This window comes from Nocardia sp. NPDC056100, assembly GCF_042266325.1.
In the GTDB taxonomy this organism is placed as follows: domain Bacteria; phylum Actinomycetota; class Actinomycetes; order Mycobacteriales; family Mycobacteriaceae; genus Nocardia.
Window position 1 is genome coordinate 618,493 of the sequence record NZ_JBHJVY010000003.1, and the last position, 17,056, is coordinate 635,548.

Annotated in this window: 18 protein-coding genes; 15 read left to right on the top strand and 3 right to left on the bottom strand. The window is 64.1% G+C overall.

The window, feature by feature from the left end; genetic code table 11:
- The first annotated feature begins 164 nt into the window (after positions 1–164).
- The 10 genes from ACFC0O_RS25025 (at position 165) to ACFC0O_RS25070 (ending at position 11,097) form a co-directional block, all read left to right on the top strand.
- A complete protein-coding gene (locus ACFC0O_RS25025; protein WP_375961766.1) occupies positions 165–1,787 on the top strand; it encodes a phage tail protein in 1,623 nt (540 codons plus the stop codon).
- Positions 1,788–1,811: 24 nt separating this feature from the next.
- Positions 1,812–2,846, top strand: a complete 1,035-nt coding sequence (locus ACFC0O_RS25030) for a hypothetical protein (protein ID WP_375961768.1) — start codon at positions 1,812–1,814, stop codon at positions 2,844–2,846.
- A gap of 10 nt (positions 2,847–2,856) precedes the next feature.
- Positions 2,857–3,942, top strand: a complete 1,086-nt coding sequence (locus ACFC0O_RS25035) for a hypothetical protein (RefSeq protein WP_375961771.1) — start codon at positions 2,857–2,859, stop codon at positions 3,940–3,942.
- Between the two features lie 16 nt (positions 3,943–3,958).
- Positions 3,959–5,005, top strand: coding sequence for a hypothetical protein (locus ACFC0O_RS25040; protein ID WP_375961773.1), 1,047 nt, complete (start codon positions 3,959–3,961; stop codon positions 5,003–5,005).
- Between the two features lie 91 nt (positions 5,006–5,096).
- A complete protein-coding gene (locus ACFC0O_RS25045; protein WP_375961775.1) occupies positions 5,097–6,386 on the top strand; it encodes a hypothetical protein in 1,290 nt (429 codons plus the stop codon).
- On the top strand, positions 6,386–6,820 hold the full coding sequence (locus ACFC0O_RS25050) for a hypothetical protein (RefSeq protein ID WP_375961777.1): 435 nt from the start codon (positions 6,386–6,388) through the stop codon (positions 6,818–6,820). Before ACFC0O_RS25045 ends, ACFC0O_RS25050 begins: the two co-directional genes overlap by 1 nt.
- A 27-nt stretch (positions 6,821–6,847) precedes the next feature.
- Positions 6,848–7,606 carry an N-acetylmuramoyl-L-alanine amidase gene (locus ACFC0O_RS25055; protein ID WP_375961780.1) on the top strand — a complete coding sequence of 253 codons (759 nt, stop codon included), beginning with the start codon at positions 6,848–6,850 and terminating at the stop codon, positions 7,604–7,606.
- 9 nt (positions 7,607–7,615) lie between these two features.
- Positions 7,616–7,813 (top strand): hypothetical protein, encoded by a 198-nt coding sequence (locus ACFC0O_RS25060; protein WP_375961782.1) that lies wholly within the window; start codon positions 7,616–7,618, stop codon positions 7,811–7,813.
- An 83-nt stretch (positions 7,814–7,896) separates the two neighbouring features.
- A complete protein-coding gene (locus ACFC0O_RS25065; protein ID WP_375961785.1) occupies positions 7,897–10,563 on the top strand; it encodes a hypothetical protein in 2,667 nt (888 codons plus the stop codon).
- Positions 10,564–11,097 carry an SMI1/KNR4 family protein gene (locus ACFC0O_RS25070; protein WP_375961788.1) on the top strand — a complete coding sequence of 178 codons (534 nt, stop codon included), beginning with the start codon at positions 10,564–10,566 and terminating at the stop codon, positions 11,095–11,097.
- An 18-nt stretch (positions 11,098–11,115) separates the two neighbouring features.
- On the opposite strand, the gene ACFC0O_RS25075 is transcribed toward ACFC0O_RS25070, so the two are convergent.
- Positions 11,116–11,832 (bottom strand): helix-turn-helix domain-containing protein, encoded by a 717-nt coding sequence (locus tag ACFC0O_RS25075; protein ID WP_375961790.1) that lies wholly within the window; start codon positions 11,830–11,832, stop codon positions 11,116–11,118.
- A gap of 262 nt (positions 11,833–12,094) precedes the next feature.
- Between ACFC0O_RS25075 and ACFC0O_RS25080 the strand changes: the two genes are divergently transcribed.
- A complete protein-coding gene (locus tag ACFC0O_RS25080) occupies positions 12,095–12,292 on the top strand; it encodes a hypothetical protein (RefSeq protein WP_364637088.1) in 198 nt (65 codons plus the stop codon).
- 46 nt (positions 12,293–12,338) lie between these two features.
- Here the strand turns inward: ACFC0O_RS25080 and ACFC0O_RS25085 are convergent, their stop codons facing one another.
- Positions 12,339–12,854 (bottom strand): MarR family winged helix-turn-helix transcriptional regulator, encoded by a 516-nt coding sequence (locus ACFC0O_RS25085; protein ID WP_375961793.1) that lies wholly within the window; start codon positions 12,852–12,854, stop codon positions 12,339–12,341.
- An 88-nt stretch (positions 12,855–12,942) separates the two neighbouring features.
- Between ACFC0O_RS25085 and ACFC0O_RS25090 the strand changes: the two genes are divergently transcribed.
- On the top strand, positions 12,943–13,869 hold the full coding sequence (locus tag ACFC0O_RS25090; protein ID WP_375961796.1) for an EamA family transporter: 927 nt from the start codon (positions 12,943–12,945) through the stop codon (positions 13,867–13,869).
- A 30-nt stretch (positions 13,870–13,899) separates the two neighbouring features.
- The gene (locus ACFC0O_RS25095) at positions 13,900–14,538 is read left to right on the top strand and encodes an NAD(P)-dependent oxidoreductase (protein WP_375961799.1); all 639 of its coding nucleotides are present in this window, start codon (positions 13,900–13,902) and stop codon (positions 14,536–14,538) included.
- A 63-nt stretch (positions 14,539–14,601) separates the two neighbouring features.
- On the opposite strand, the gene ACFC0O_RS25100 is transcribed toward ACFC0O_RS25095, so the two are convergent.
- Positions 14,602–15,333 carry a S1 family peptidase gene (locus tag ACFC0O_RS25100; protein WP_375961801.1) on the bottom strand — a complete coding sequence of 244 codons (732 nt, stop codon included), beginning with the start codon at positions 15,331–15,333 and terminating at the stop codon, positions 14,602–14,604.
- A gap of 181 nt (positions 15,334–15,514) precedes the next feature.
- Between ACFC0O_RS25100 and ACFC0O_RS25105 the strand changes: the two genes are divergently transcribed.
- Positions 15,515–16,270: a MerR family transcriptional regulator gene (locus tag ACFC0O_RS25105; RefSeq protein ID WP_375961804.1), complete on the top strand. Its 756-nt coding sequence runs from the start codon at positions 15,515–15,517 to the stop codon at positions 16,268–16,270.
- A gap of 137 nt (positions 16,271–16,407) precedes the next feature.
- On the top strand, positions 16,408–17,052 hold the full coding sequence (locus ACFC0O_RS25110) for a hypothetical protein (RefSeq protein WP_375961806.1): 645 nt from the start codon (positions 16,408–16,410) through the stop codon (positions 17,050–17,052).
- The last annotated feature ends 4 nt before the right edge of the window (positions 17,053–17,056 follow it).

Here is a 17,056-nt window from a genome sequence, read left to right on the forward strand (position 1 = left end):
CGACGAACCGTTTGTGGTCGGCGATGTCACCGTCCCCATGGAGTTCGTCGAAACCTTTGCGGACCAACCGTTCTCAGCCCCTCGACTCCTTCTTCGGATTCCTCGGTCGGGGGCACTGACGGTACCGGTCGATCCCCCCGAGACCCCCGCGGAAGGCGGTAGCAATGGTTGACAACCCCAGCTGGGATCCACAGACGGAAGCCCGCCGCATGGACGAGGTGTTCCGAGCCGACCAGGAACAGGCGCACGACCCAGAGGTGCTGGTGCGCTACTGGGACAAGTTCATGCGCGAAGTCGGCGAGGAGCACAGCTACCTCTCCCTCGAATTCACCTATCCGCGCAATGCCGCGGGTGGCCTGAAGATGATCTGCCCGCGCGACATGGTGCATTACGATCACCTCTTCAACAACCCAGACGGTGAAGACGCCACCATCCCGATCACAGTGAACACCAAGGGATTTCGGTGGGACGGCTACATCACCAAGGCATCGCTGGTACGTGATGACAATGGCGTCGAGACGGTCGATATCGAAGCCATCCACGCCTGGAATCACATTGCCACCATCTGCTGCTGGGCTTCGCCGTTCGCGCCGGTGCTGGCCCAGTTCCCGCGCCACCACATCCTTTTCGGCCCGGTGCGCACCATCATCACCACGTACCTGACGATGAACCTGATGCGGTTGCAGGCCCCGGGCTGGGCGCCGCCGGGTACCGAGAAGGACCCGCTGTGGGCCGGAGTCGGCAACCCGCTGTTCCCGGTCGCGGTCGTACCGGTCGATCCGGCCACCGACACCAGCCGCTGGAGCGCGGCCTCCGCGCGATTCGATATGGCGGACAAGCTCTTCGAGCCCATGCTCGAGGATTCCGGTGTCATGCTCACCGCCCGCTTCTTCCTGCCCGGCGAGGACGAGCAGCCCGCACCCGGATGGTTCTATCTGGAACAACCGACCGTGGTGCTGGAGACCGTGGACAAGTCCGGCGTGACCGGCCCCACCGGGACGTTGCTGGACGGAATCGCCTCGTGGATAGAGGAATTCGCGGATGACGGCACGACTCCGATTCGCTATCCGAGGTTCGATTCCACCACCGAGTACGAGGCGATCTACGGCCAGCCCGGAAAGTTCGGCACCACAAGGAACTTCCCCTGGGTCTGGTACTTCGAGGGCGAATACTCCGGTATCGGCGCTTCCGAAGTGGCACTGCACAAACCGCTCGCCACCGATGTCATCATCGGTGGCCGTTCGCCCGGCTGGGTGAACGCCGGTATCGAGGTGGTCATCAAGGGCCTGTTGTCCCTGATCGGCCTGGACTGGCTGTATCGCGGTCAGCTCAACGACGTCTTCCTCGCGTGGATGGTGTACCGGGATATGGCCCGGGTCGACCGCGCGGGGCCGTACGCGTTCCGTGAGCTCTACATCACCGGCAGCGATAAGGCGTTCAACCTGGACGGCCTGGTCGCCGCCCGGCAGGGCTTGCATCTGACCCGCGGCTACACCAGCCACAAGGTCACGATCGAGGACAACGCGCCCTATCTGCTCGGCCGCGATTTCGGCCTCGGCGATCAGATCGGCTTCGCGGTCGGTGATCACGTATTCACCGACTACGTCACGGAATTGACTTTCCACGACGATCGCGAAACCCCCTCGAAATGGGCCATCACCGTAGGCGACGGCTCGGACGAAGAGGATTCGATCGTCAAGGCGTGGCAGCGCCTCGGCCGCTTCGCGCACGCCATCAAAGACCTGTCCACCGATGTCGGCGCCGACCTCGACCTGCTCATCTTCTGATTCGCCCGTGAAGGAGTGAAACCCATGGCGGATACCAGTTTTCCCGCCCACCTGAGCGTGGATCGGCAGCTCGACGTCGACGGTGTGCCGATTCTCACCGCGAACGTCTCGGTCTCCGATGACATCGCCTACCTGCCGCTGCCCGCCGGTCCGGCCGGTCCGCCGGGACCCCGCGGCCGATCGCGCAGTACCTTCCGCAAGATGGGGGAGATCGCCAATGCGGCGGGCCGCCCCATCGGTCTCACCACCGAGGACCGCGGCAAGTGGTGGCACCGGCTCGATGACAACGGAATGGATGTCTGGACCGGGACGGCATGGAAGCATTCGCCCGCGTCGGTCGGCGCGCGCGGTCCGGTCGGGGAGACCAACGCGATCACCACCACCCCGACGGGCAAGCAGCCGAACCTCACCACCCCCGCGGTCGAATTCGTCGGCGCCGGTGCACAGCAGCAGTTGAACACCACCTCACCCGCAGGTCTGCAAGGCGCGAAGGGCCCGGCGGGTGCGTCCGGACAGATCACCAAATCGCCGGATTTCGATCAGAACTCCGCGCTTTCGCACGGTGGTGTCTTCGCCTATCAGCGTTCCAGCGGAAAGTTCCGAGGCATGCCCGCGCCCATGGGCGCGGGGCCGTGGTCCTGGTACGAGTCCGATTTCATCGGCGATCAGGAGACGGCGGTCGGGCAGCTGATCGCCGGAACGTTCACCATTCCGGCGCAGCCGTTCGCCTGGCGGCCGGTCGTGCACGGTCACATCTCGTCGTACTCGGCCAACAACGGGCAGCAGACGGTGCGGGCGGTGGTGCGGCTCTACAACTCGCAGGGTCAGGTGGTCTCCTCGACGGCCGGCGGCGCGGGCGTCTATCTGTATCTGCCACTCATTCCCACCTACCGCGATGAGCAGTCCACCCGAACCCTTTCTCCGACATCCGATTTCGCAGTCGTTCCGGCCGGACAGCCCGCCAGCCTCGTGCTCGCCGTCGAGCGGGACAACGGCAACGGCACCATCGGCTACCGGACCAGCAGGGCATCGCTCGTCGTCTACGCCCGACCCATCTGAGTGAGGTGACATGTCCACCATTGGTGAATACTTCGAACACACCCTCATCCGGGGACTCGACGAGGGCATCGGCACGCCGGGCCTGGTCCAGTCCATGCACGGCACGCCGCGCGACGGATCACTGGAACTGATGACCGGATCGCCCGGGCCGACCGGCCCGGTCGGCGAACCGGCTCGTGCCTTCCGCTGGGAGGGCGATATCGCCGATCAGGCCGCGCTAACCGCGCTGTCCACGAAACTCGGTGTGGCACAAGCGGGTAAGGCGTGGCGAGTGCTGTCCACCGATACGCTGGTCTACTGGAACGGCGTCGGATTCGACAGCTTCGCGGACGCGTTCGGCGCGGCGGGGCCGGACGGCATCCCCTGCACCGTCAGCATCGGAACCGTCGACACCGGGCCGGTCGGATCGGACCTGCAGGCCACGGTCACCGGCACCGCGCCGAATCTCACGTTGAATCTGACGGTTCCGCGCGGGGTGAAGGGGCTCAAGGGTGACAAGGGCAGCCCGGGACCTATTCGCAACGCGCCCGACTACGCCAACGGCACCCATATCAATAACGCTGTGCCCCGCTGGGATTCGGTCGCGGGCAAATGGACGCCGAAGCCGTATCCGGGCCTGCGCGGCCCGTGGTCCATCGCCGAGACCGTGGCCTGGGACGGCGGACCGGCCTTCGCCGCAACCCAGATGAATATCGGCACTTCGCCGAATACCGTTGCGCGGCTGAATATCCCAGCGCAGGACTCGGACTGGCGGCCGTTGGTCGCGGGTGCGGTCTACCTGCAGACCGCCGAGGGCGAGACAACGTTCGATACGCGGGTCGACGCCGAGGTCCGCCTCGGCTCCGACAGCGGTCAGCTGGTTGGCTTGGGCTCCGGCACCCCGTCCGGCATCGACGGCCCCTGCCGATTCCAGCCGTTCTTCGGCGCGCGAGTCACCCCGGACAGCGCCATCGGCGTGGTGCCCGCGGGGCAACCGGCCGTGCTGTACGTCGTGGTGCGCCGCATCACCGGCGGTTCGAATTACTACTACTACCAGGGCGGCGCTCAAATCCTTTGCTGGGCACAGCCGGTCGGCATGACGCCGCCGTCCGCTTGAGTAGGGAGCACTAGCTGTGACCAACGAACCCACCACCGTCTACGACGACGATGTCATGATCACCATGCGCGGTATCGCCGACTCGATCGGACTGCCGCACACCGTGAATCCGGTCGAGCACGTCGGCCGCGAAGCCCTCATCGAACTGCGGCAGGGACCGGCGGGTGACGCCGGGCCCATGGGTGATCCCGCCTGGCCCTGGGATTGGCAGGGTGATATCGCCGATATCGCCGCATTGCAGGCGCTCAACCTCACCACCGCCGATGCCCGCAAGGCGTGGCGGGTAATCGCCGAGAACGCGGTCTACTTCTGGACAGGTCTGGAGCTGGTCGCGTTCGCGAATGCGTTCGGCAAAGCCGGTCAGCGTGGAAAAGCCAACCGGCTCAGCGGATCCGCCGTCGCCGGACCGACCGGCTCCGCCGCGAGTGCCCGGATCACCGGGACCGCCCCGAATCAGAATGTCGAGATCACCTTTCCGCGAGGTGAAACCGGTGACGCCGGTGACGCGGGCGTCGCCGGGCGCATTCAGGACTCGGCCGATGTCCTGATCGACGACACGCATCCGCTCGGACAGGATCTCGTCCTGGCGTGGAGTACGGACCTGCAGAAATTCGTCCCGACCCCCAGCCCTCGACTGGGCGGGCCGTGGGCCATCGGGCAGGGGCAGTTCGCGGGCGGCACGGGCCTCAATGAAGACTCGAAGGTGCTGGCCACCATCACGATTCCCAGCCAGGCGATGAATTGGCGGCCACTGGTCGAAGGCTGGATCAATATCGGCACCGAGGGCCCGCGCTACCGGTCCCGTCTCAATGTAGAGATTCGAATCGGCAGTCCCACCGGCGATCTCGTCGGATACGGCCTCGGTACCAGCGTTCCGACCTACACCAGCGTCTGGATCTCGCCGTGGTTCCAGTTCCCGGTGACGCCGAGCTCCACCTTCGGCGTGGTGCCCGCCAACCAGACCATCACGCTGTACGTCGTCGCCCGCCGTGTGATCGGCAGCGAAACCTACTTCGTGAAAACCAATAACGCCCAGGTGATCGTTTACGCCGATCCCGTGTAGTCACCGGAATCGATTGTCTCCCAGGCTCTGCTGAGCCGACTCCTCCCAGGTACGCCGCTTCCGGCTGCCCGCTGTCCGAAAGGCATCCTCCATGGCCGATCTGCCCCCGCTGAAGTACGGAAAGGTCGTCGGGCGGTTCCTCGCCAATGTCGCCGACGGCCCCGACATCGGCGACCTGCCCGAATTCCCGCCGCTCGCGGGCACCGTGACATTCACCGCCGACGCGCCGAAGGTGCTGGTCGCCGCAGGTCAGCCCGCGCCCGCCACCTATGTGCAGCTGCCCAATCACTACGTCTGTGAGCTGGATGAATTCGGCTTCCTCACCTGGCGCGGCAAGCGCGGGATTCGGCTCGTCGCACCGACCGCGGACACCAATCCGGGAAACTGGACCTGGCGGGTGTCGTTCGAACTGAACTACGAGGGTGAACCCGTCGCCCTCGATCCATTCAGTTTCAGTGTGGCCGAATATGTTCCGGGAGCGGATCCGGCGAATCCGGATACCGGCTCCACCGGACTGGTCGATCTGACCTTGGTATCGCCGGTGCCGGCCAGCGCGGGCAACGCGGTGGTGCGCGGTGAGCGCGGCACCGGTATCCAGTTCGACGGTCAAGCCGCCACCTATGCGGCATTGCCCGCCGCGCCCAAGGACGGCGCGCAGTATGTGGTGAAGGCGGACGGGCTGCTGTACGTCTACCGCACCGTCGGCGGATGGACGCCGAATGGCCAGGGCATCGCGGTGCGCGGGCCCGCGGGCACGACCGACTGGACCGGAATCACCAATAAGCCCAGCACCTTCCTGCCGGTCACCGGAACCACTCCTGGGACCGCGGCGGCGGGCGATGACCCGCGCCTGTCCGATGCCCGCACGCCGATCGCGCACACCCACACCATGAGTCAGATCAGCGATGCCTCGGCATTCGGGCGCACCGTGCTCGCCGTCGCGGACGCGAATACGTTGCGCACCAACCTATCCGCCGTCGCGACCAGTGATACGCGGCTCACCGACGCTCGTACGCCCACCGCCGCCGGGCAGGTGTACGACATCGCGTTCAAATCGCACACCGGAACTCGAGTCGCGGGTGCGGGCAACTCCATGCCCGAGGGGTTGCGGATCGAGCGCAATATCTCGATCAGTGCGATCACCTTCCGCGGTGAGACGGCGGGTACCGGCAATCTGGTGGTCGAACTGCGCAAGAACGGCACCACGATCGCGGGCACTTCGGCCACGATCACCCCGGCCAACCAGATCCTGGACACCATCGTGACGGCCGGTGGGCCGTTCGCGTTGAGCGCCGGGGACCGCCTCACGGTCTTCGTCACCACCCTCGACACGGCACCGGGCAAGGGATTGCAGGTCAGCTTGAAGGCGGTGACCGTCTGATGCCGATGATCGTGGTTACCGGTGGCGACAGCTTCGTGCCGTCGGGCATGAACAAGGTCGCCCCGGTATTCCAGCTCAGCAACGTCATGACCGAAGTCCCCGGTTGGACAGCGGATCCCGGCTCGCCAGGATCCACGCTGTCCAACAATGCCCTGCGTAATCAGGGCATCAAAGCCGCCGCGACCATCACCGCCAACCTGGTGTTCTCCGGCGCTCAAAGCGCCACCACGATTCAGCAGGCCCGAATCTTCGTCAATGGCAACGCCGTCGGCAACCTCGCTTCGGTAACCGGAGCCTCCGGGACCCTCGTCTGCACCGCGACGGTCCCACTGGCCGATGCCGACCTCGTGACCGTGCAGGCCACCGGCAACGCGACACTCGGCGCCTGGAACGCCGCCATCCAAGTCGCGGGCACGACCGTGCGAATCACATAGCCGACTCCATCGGAAAGGCGAAAACCCATGTCCTGGACCGGAGATCCCATCTGGCTCGCTGACGTCCTACGGGACGCGGGCCTGAAGGTCATCGAGCACGACGGCTGGCGCGACCGCGGCCACGGCGACTTTGCCGATATCCGCGGCGTGCTCTGCCACCACACCGCCGGAGGCACCACCGACGACTGGCGCATAGTCCAATACGGCCGTCCCGACCTGGAAGGCCCACTGGCCCAACTGGTTCTCGAACGCGACGGCACCTTCCGCGTCATCGCCGCCGGCGTCTGCTGGCACGCGGGCCGCGGCTCCTGGCCCGGCTGGCCCACCAACAACGCCAACTACTACGTCATCGGCATCGAAGCCGTCTCCCGAGGCGACGGAACCGACTGGACCGCAGTGCAATTGGATGCCTACAAACGCGGCTGCGCCGCCATCCTGCGCCGCATCGGCCGCAACGCCGACGACTGCGTAGCCCACCGCGAGTACAGCTCCGAAGGAAAAATCGACCCCGCCGGCATCGACATGGACGCCTTCCGCCGCGATGTCCAGGCACTGATAGATGGAGAGGACGCCCCCATGAGCGCCGTCGAAGTAACCCAAATCCAGGACTTCATCACCTCGTTCTGCGGCCCGATCAGCAGCGATGTCAAAGACATTCGCGAACAGCTGTGCGGCAAGGACCAACGCGACAGCGGCGAGTTCGCGGGCTGGCCGCAGCTCGGCAACCGAACGCTTGTCGACGCCCTCGCCGAGATACTGACTCGCCTGGAGAAGCTCGAGAAGTAGGACTTCCCCATGACGAATCCCGTCCCCGCCTGGAAGCCCGGAAGCTTCAGCGCCGCAACACCTTCCGGCACAAGCGGTACCCCCTCGAGAACCTTCAATATCAACAACCTCGGCCCCGACATGCCCCATCGCATCACCCGCATGCGCACCGGCAGGGAAATGGTCAACAAGGCAATCGCCGAAAACCAGACCGCAAAACGGGCGTAACCCGCCGCAGCACAGCCGATCCCCATTCCCGCCCCCGGAATGGGGATTTTTCATGCCCGAATCCGAAAGGCGGACCGGCTCCCATGTCGAACAACACGACCGAGACCACCGGTCCGCCCGGCTGGATCACCCAGCGAAGCAACTGGCTCGCAGCCGCGATCCCCGCCACCGCGACCGCTCTGACCGGCGGTGCCATCCACAACATCTCGGTTAGCGACAGCGCGGCGGCAATTCAAAAGCTAACCCGAATCAACGCCGCAACCGGCTTGACCCTGAACCTCGACGCTCCCGCATCGGGAACCGTTGTGCCACAGGCGAGTTTCGTCTCCGATCCGGAAGCCGGGACCCACCTCGACGAACACGGCAACTACATCCCCACGCCCGGAAGCGTCCAAAATCCAGGTTCCAAGGCTCAACTCTCCCCGGACGCTCCGGCTCCCGCGACACCCCCTATTCCAGTCAATCCGGTTCCGGCGCAACAGCAACCGGTCCCCGTCGGCGCGGGCAACTCGAATTCCCAGCCGAACAAACCAGCAGGAACCACCCCCACAGGCGATCAGCCGACGCTTTTCGAACAGCTGTACATCAACCCGGCACCGCAGGTGGAGTCCCCGAAATCGTTGACGGAAATGTTGGTTCCGGGCTACAAGGAACCGAACATAGCCGATCAGCTGATTCAGCAGATGATCGATCCACAGCCGGATCCCGCAGCCGAAGCGACTCCCAAGTCGCTGACGGAGTTGCTGGTTCCGGGCTACAAGGAACCCCCGGTCACGGTCACCGCACAGACCACGGTTCCGGTCACACCCGCTGTGCCAGATGCGATTACCCACCCGCAAGTGGCCTTTCGTATCGGCGCGAACGGCGTGGACGGATACAACTACAGCAGAGACCAATTCTTGCTGGATCTGGCGACCTATCTGGCGGGCCGTCCGAATCCTGTCTTCGGCCCCGGAATCACCAACACCGCTGCCGACGCGTACGACCAGGCGAGGTCACGATTGTGGGCGGCCAGATACACGCCCACCGAACAGTGGACCGACCTGCAGTGGGCCTACTTCACTCCGCGAAATCCCCAGGAGGAGTTGGACAGGCAGGCCGCTCTATCCCGCCTGTACCAAAGCGGAATCCCTTGGCGCGCGGACGGTGTCGAGGACTACATCAAAGACCCGAAACTCACCTTCTTCACCGATCCCACCCAACCGGGGCGCTGGAACGCGCCACAGCTCAAAACCCCGATGCAGATCCAGCAGGAAATCCTCCGTGCCAACAGGCCGGACGTGAGTTTCAAAGACTTCGCCAACAACATGTTGATGGACATGACGATCGGCCCGGCGATCGTGCTCTGGGACGCCGCGCACGACCGCGGCGATCACAGCGGCTGGGAAATCGCCGGAGCCGCACTGATGCTCGGCATCAACATCATGACCATCGTCCCGGGCGCCGGTACCTTGGCAGCCGCAACCGCTCGCGCCGGTCTCGGCAAGATAGCTCCTGAATTCATGGCCGAGCTCGCCGCCGCCGGCAACTCGGCAAGAGCAATCGAACTGGCCCGCGTGCGCCAGTCCCAACAACTCCTCGACGACATCAAGGCATACGGCCAACACGTCGCAATCCCCCCGAGCCACGTAGGCATACCACCGAAAACCCCTCCGCTCGACCTAGGCTCCGGCGCGGTCGTGAAGGAAGGCGGTGCGCTCGGCACCAAGGGCCTGGAGCTTCCACGCGGTCCAGGACCGGAGGTTCCTCCCGCGATTCCACAAATGAAGCAGGCTCCTGTCACCACCTCTGAAATCAAGCCCACCCACGTGGAATTCGGCGACAGGATGCCGATGAGCCCGGTGCTCGATCGCGAAGTGACGGTTCAACTGGAGTCATCTGCTCCTATTCCGGCCTGGAAGCCAGGACAAGTCTTCGATGGAACTGCGAACCTCGGGGATCTGCCTCAATTCGTCGACCTGCGAAGCCCCCGACCGGCCGATTTCGACTATCTGCAGATTGGTCGTGAGGTTGACGAAGCAGCACCGTCGCTTATGTCGGCCCCCAGATCTAGTGATCCTACTTTCGATCGGCTCATTAAAAAGAATGAAGCGATTCGTAATGGTCCGATTACGCGCGGCGAGGCCGGCGCGAACAGGAGGAATGCGAAAGCGTTCGAGAACAGTCGGACCATATCCAATGGTGAGGCTGCTGGAACAATTAATGGAGAAAGATTCGGGAGTGAATTGGGTGGTGTAAGCGGTGAGGTTGTAAATCTACGGGGTACTCCTGGGGAAACGCTTTCGCAGCTTCCTGAGGATGGTAAGCTGATTTTCAATACTGAACACGTCGGCCATGATCGTGCATTGGATTCCGAGCCCAAAATATTTGAAAACCTCGCCAGAGATATTCTGAAAACTGCATCGGGTGAATCCGCAGATGTTGTTGCGGAGGCGGTTGCCAATGCAATCCGGAGGGCTCCTCTGAATCCGCGCAGGTACCCGTTGGATTCTCGGGCCGTCATCCATGACATCGCTGATCAGCTCGGCGTGGATATTTCCAAGATTGATATCGAAGTCAAACTTGTCATCGACTTTCCCTGGGGCCGTGAGAATCTCACTTCGCCAGAACTCATCTATCAGCAGATTTGCGATTCTTGCCGTCCGTTGATGAAAGCCTTTCAAGAGGCTTTCGATGACGGGGTGAAAATCAAGGCAAGAAACCGTGACGATGTACTGTTGTGGCCATTGGAAGGAAGGGAGGAACCGTAAATGGTTGCGAGTATGCGGGACATATTCAAAAGGGCGGTTGAGGTGGGATTCCGGTCAGAATTGACCGAGGGTGCAACCGATCTCGAGATCGACGGCTTTGCGGAGGCGCAGGGTGTGCTCGCTGTTCCTGAAGCTTTTCGAGAAGTGCTTCGCATTATGGGAAGGCAGGCGGGTGCGGTATTCCCTGGAACAGTTTTCGGCGTAAAAGGTCCGGACGCGGATACCAAGGAAGATGCTCTCGACTGCCTGGAAGGGTCGGACCAGCATGATATTCGGGATCCCGAGGGGATGTTGGTAATTTCCGAAGCCGGTGGTTACAGTTTTCTTGTTATCGACGGTATAGATATCGCGAATCCTGATCCGCCTCTGTGGGAATTGATTGAAAATGGAACAGTCTCCAAGTGTGCCGGATCGTTGACGGAGTGGTTCGATCAAGTTGTCAACGCCATTATTCAGAAGAAGCATCAATTGATCGAATATCGAGCTGAAGGCCAGCCCGATCGCACGCAAGAGTTGCTTTTCCGCTGGGACTGATACAGGTAGGCCGGGGCCTCATTCCTGGATCGGGATGAGGCGGTGTAGCCACCAGGGGCGGTCGGGGAATTCGGGGCTGTAGAGGCGTGCATTCAGTTGGTGCACTTGGTTGTTCGAGGGGTCGTGGATTGTTATGCGGTCGTGGAAGAGGGATTGGGGTGGGAGGGCTGTGGTCCAGAGGTGATCCCATTCGGGGGACTGGCGGCAGCGGGTGATGAGTTCGGTGGTGTGGGAATCGGGGGTGGGGGTGAGGATTCGGAGGCCGTAGATCAGGCGGTGGGCTTCTCCGTGCCAGTCGACGACGGTGGAGCGGGCGGTCGGGTCGAGTAGGAGCCACTCGATGAGGTTGGTGCCGTTGGTGATTCCGGGGAACAGGGTGCGGTAAGCCTCGTTGACCGCTACCAGGGTGAACCTTGGGATCAGGAGGAAGCCTGCGGGGTGGGGGAGGCTGGCTAGGTCGGCCAGGTCGTCGGGGGTTGGTTCCGGGATGGTGTCCGCGGGGTGGTTCAGGACGCCGGGGAGGCTCAGGTTGAGGATGTGGCGGCGGTGCAAGGGTGGGACATCGAGCCCGTCGAAGAGGGTTTTCAGGGTGTTGAGGGTGGTGGGGCGGGAACCCAGTTCGATTTTCTCGATGAGGGAGACCGAAATGTTGACTCGGGCGGCGAGTTGTTCTCGGGTCAGGCCGGATGCCGTTCGCTGTAGGCGAATGTAGGCGCCGAATGGGTTGCCGGACAACGGGTCTCACCTGTCTATTGGGGGATGATGCCTATTCGATATGGGGTCCTCGGACGGATTGTGTGGACGGTGGTTGTTGACCTCGCGTCGTGTGTTCTCAGATAATAGAACATATGTTCGAACAGCAACTGATGTGGTGGCGCGTGTCTTCATGGGCGAGGGCTCGAGCTGCACGTTGTGGCTCGAGTGGGAGGCGGTCCGGGTGGACTGGATGGGCAAATGTGTCGGTAAGAGGGTTGGGCGCGCAATGAGTGAGGCGGGGGTGAGTGTCGCGGAGCTTGCCGAATGGAGTGGGCTGCCGGAATGGCTGCTCGGCGACCGGCTCGACGCGCCGGAATCTTTTCGACTCGATGAGCTCATTCTTATTGCATCGGTGATGAAACAAGAAGTGGCGGAACTGCTTCCGTGTCATGCGGCGGCGAGCGGGCGACCTTGTGAATGCGGTGATGCGGGAACGTGAATCAGGGCGGTACTCCGATGGGAGTGCCGCCCTTTTTTGGTGTGTCTCAGGTGAGGGAGGTGTCGCCGAGGGAGATTGCGAGGGTGCGGAGGAGGGGGTTGAGGTGGTCTCGGTCGGTGGGGGAGAGGGCTGACAGGAGGCGTTCCTCGTTGACCATGTGGAGGGGGAGGAGCTTGTCGACCAGGGCCAGGCCCTCGGGGGTGAGGTTTACGCGGATGGCGCGGCGGTCATCGGGGTCGGGGATGCGGGCTACCAGGCCCTTGGCGGTGAGGCGGTCGATGCGGTTGGTGATGGCGCCGGAGGTGCGCATGGCGGCCTTGTTCAGCGCCCCCGCGGTCAGGCCGCGGGGGTCGTTGGAGCGGCGGAGGGTGGCCAGGACGTCGAACTCCCAGAACTCGAGGCCGTGACCGCGGAAGAACTCGGCCAGTTCGCGCTCCAGCAGGTGGGAAAGCCGGTTGATGCGGGCCACGATCTCCATGGGGGAAACGTCCACGTCAGGACGTACTTCTCGCCAGGCGGCGGTGATCTGGTCGACGGCGTCGGGCACCGGCGCTCCTCTCAATGGAAATAATCTCAACGTGAAGATACTTGACGCTGAGGTATCTCAGTGGTTTTATTTCAACGTTGAGATTATCAATGAGGAGCTAGAGATGACCATCGTGACCCGCCCCAGCGTCTCCGGAACCGCCGCGACCCTGGCTCTGACCGGGCTCGCCCCGCTGGTGTGGGGCTCCACCTATGCGATAACCACCGAATTCCTGCCGCCGGACCGGCCCATGTTCACCGCGCTCATGCGCGTGCTGCCCGCCGGACTGCTGTTGCTCGCGATCACCCGCAAGCTGCCGCACGGCGAATGGGTATGGAAGGCAGGGATTCTCGGCGTGCTGAACATGGGCGCGTTCATGCCGCTGCTGTTCCTCGCCGCCTACCGGCTGCCGGGTGGTGTGGCCGGGGTACTGGGCGCGGCCGCGCCGCTGGTCGCGCTCGGCTTCGCCGCCCTGGCATTGAACGAGCGGCTGACCGTCCGGAAAATCCTTGCGGCCGTTATAGGTATGGCGGGCGTCGGACTGGTGGTGCTGCGCGCCACCGCCGCACTCGACACCATCGGCGTCATCGCCGGACTCGGCGGCGCGGCCTCCATGGCGGCGGGCACCGTCATGACCAAGCGCTGGGGCCGCCCCGAAGGTGTGAAACCGCTGGCCATGACCGCGTGGCAGCTCATCGCCGGCGGCATCATGCTGCTGCCGATCGCCTTCGCCATCGAAGGTATGCCGCCCGCCCTGGACGCCCGCGCCATCGGCGGCTACCTCTACCTCGTGCTCATCGGAACCGCTCTGGCATACGCGATTTGGTTCCGCGGACTGGCCCGCGCCAATGCCACCTCGGTCGCATTCCTCGGCCTGCTGAGCCCGCTCTCGGCCACCATCATCGGCTGGATCGCCCTCGGGCAGTCACTCGCACCGCTGCAGGTGCTCGGCATGGTCATCGCACTCGGCGGCACCCTGCTCGGGCAGACCGCCGGCGCTCCCAAGCCCGTCACCGAACCGGTCAAGGAAACCGCGCGCGTCGCGGCCTGATCCACCACCCATCGAAGGAGTTCAGCAGCCATGCGTATCACCGTTTTCGGAGCCACCGGCGGAGTCGGCAGCCGCGTCGTGGCCGAGGCGATCAACCGCGGACATCAGGTCACCGCCGTCTCCCGCGATCCGGGCAGGGTGCGCGGACTGCCCGCGGCGGCCACGATCATCGCGGGTGACGCCACCAACCCCGAGGACATCAAAAACGCCGTCGCCGGAAGCGATCTGGTGATCAGCGCGACCCGGCCCGGCATAGGCGATGAACAGCAGCTGCCCAAGGTCGCCGCCGCACTGCTGGAAGCTTTGGCGGACAAGGATATTCGCCTGCTGGTCGTCGGCGGCGCGGGCAGCCTCATCGTCCCCGGCACCGATGCCATCCTCACCGAACAGCCCGGTTTCCCCGCCGAACTCATGCCGATCGCCACCGCCTGCAATGATCAACTCGCCGTCTTCCAACAGGCCGACACCGAGGTCGACTGGGTCTACGTCAGCCCCTCGGCCCTGCTCGAACCGGGCGAGCGCACCGGCGCGTACCGGATCGGAGCGGGTGAACTGCTACAGGATCACGAAGGCAATTCGGTGATCTCGATGGAAGACCTCGCGGTCGTCCTGCTCGACGAGGCCGAGAATCCCAAGCATCACCGCATCCGGTTCACCGCCGGATACTGAAGTCCCCCAACGAAAACGCGGCCCCCGGTCATGAGACCGAGGGCCGCGCTTCGCATTTCGAGATCAGAAGGGGCGGAAGCCCGCACCCGCACCGCCGCGGCGGTCGATATCGGCCAGCACCATCGAAATGGTGGTGGACAGCTCCGGCTCGTGGATCAGATCGCCCGCGCCCTTGCAGGCGGGGAGTTCGATCGAGATCGGACCGGCGTCGAAATCGGTTCCGGCGACGACCATTCCGACCAGGCGATCACCCAGGATCACCGGCGCGCCGGAGTCACCGTGGTTGGCGCACACCTGGCTGCGGAACCAGTTCGGGGTGGACTGCCAGACCGGGCCACAGGTGTAACCGGTGGTGCGGCCGTTCTTGCACGGGATATCGCCGACATTCGGCGGACCGCCGACGGTGTTGATCACCGACTGTGCGACCTGCTTGGTCGGGTTCACCCGGGACGGGTCGAAAACGATTACCGCCCAATCGTTTCCGGCGCTCTTGTTCGCGATCACGCCGATACCGCCACTGCGGGTGTACTCGGCGGCGATCCGCGCGCCGACCTCACCGCAGTGCCCGGCGGTCAATCCGACCAGCCGTCCGTCCCGGTCGTAACCGATGGTGGTGAGCGTGCAGTCGGCCGTGCTGTTCGGATCGTCGAGCTGCTCGACATAGATGCCCGAGCCCCCGCCGAGCGTCACCGGGGGAGCGGCGTCGGCCGTCCCGGTGAACAGTACGGAGGCGCTCAGCGCGGTCACGACCGCGGCAGCCCAGGACAGCATTCGGGCGCGGCCCGTTACCTTCATTGATTCCTCATCCCCCGGAAAAGAATTCGAGCGACGCGATGAATACCGGTCTCCGCCATCACGCCGGGCGATCGTGTCATGCGCCGGATCACTGAAGCAAGTTCGTTCCTGACTTAGGCTTGACCTTGACGCTACGTCAACTTGCATGCTGAATTCATCGAGGTGAACGAGGGAGGACGGGATGGCTACCGAATGGTCTATCCAGGATCTGGCCAAAGCCGCCGGGACCACCAGTCGCACGCTGCGGCATTACGGTGAGCTCGGGCTGCTGACGCCGACCCGGGTGGGGGCCAATGGGTATCGCTATTACGGCCAGGAATCTCTCGTTCGATTGCAGCGGATCCTGCTGCTTCGCGAGCTCGGGCTGGGATTACCGGCCATTGGCGAAGTGCTCGCGGGGGAGAAGGACACCGCCGCCGCATTGCGGACGCATCTGGAATTGCTGAAACAGGAGCAGGACCGGATCGCACGGCAAATCGCCTCGGTGCACACCACATTGCGGAAAACGGAAGCGGGTGAGCCACTCATGGCTGACGAAGTGTTCGACGGATTCGACAACAGCAAGTACAAGGACGAGGTCATCGAGAGGTGGGGAAAGGACGCCTGGGAGAGCGGCGACCGCTGGTGGCGGTCCATGAGCGACGCCGACAAGAAGGCGCATATGCAGGCCCACCTCGATATCGCCGCCGATTACGGCCGGGCGCGCGCCGCCGGGCTGACGGTCGACAGCGACGAGGTGCAGGCCATCGTGCAGCGCCACTTCGACTGGGTCACCATCGGCTGGCAGGGTAGGCGGCCGAACGCGGAGTACTTCACCAATCTCGGTGAAATGTATGTCGCGGACCCGCGATTCGCGGAGAACTACGACCGGCACGGCGCGGGCACCACCGAGTTCGTCCGGGACGCGATGGTCGCGTATGCCGCCGCGCGACTGTAATCAGGTAATACCGCAACCCCTTTCGGTGTCATGGCACCGGAAGGGGTTGCTGCTTTCCGGGTCACACGCACCGAATATGGCATCGCCGGTGTCGGTGCCGCGCGGTAGAGTTCCCGCCATCGAAATGGGGAGGGACCATGAGTTATCCGTACGGACCGCCGGAGAATCCGTGGCAGGGGGAGCCCGGATATGAGCAGCCGGGATATCCACAGCCGACCTATCAGCAGCCGGGTTATGCACAGCCCGCTTATCCCCAACCGGGTTATCCACAACAGGGTTACGCGTATCCACAGCCGGGATATCCCGGCTATCAGCCGCCGCCCAGTGGCGCGACCGCCATTGCCGCCGCGGTGCTGTCGATCCTCGTCGCGGTGCTGGCCGGACTGGCCGGCCTCGGCATCATTCTCATCGGCGCGACCTTCGGATCGAGCCACTACAACACGGACTACGAGAGCTCATCGTTCGACGACGACGTCACCGTCGCGATCGGCCTGGGAGTCCTCGTCCTGGTGATGGGCGTGCTGTGGTTCGTCGCCGCGCTACTACTGCTCGCCCGCAAGACGGCCGGGCGCGTCATGCTGATCGCCATCACCTCGATCGCACTGATCGGCGGCCTCGTCGGCCTGGCCGAGAGTCCGGAGAGCCCCGACCTCATCGGGCTCGCGATCGGCCTGCTGATCCTCGTACTCGCCGCGGTACCGCCCACCGGCCGCTGGATCGCCGCGGCGAAGAATCCGCCGCCGGCGATCCCGCAGGGCTACATGCCCTACCCCTACGCCTGAACGA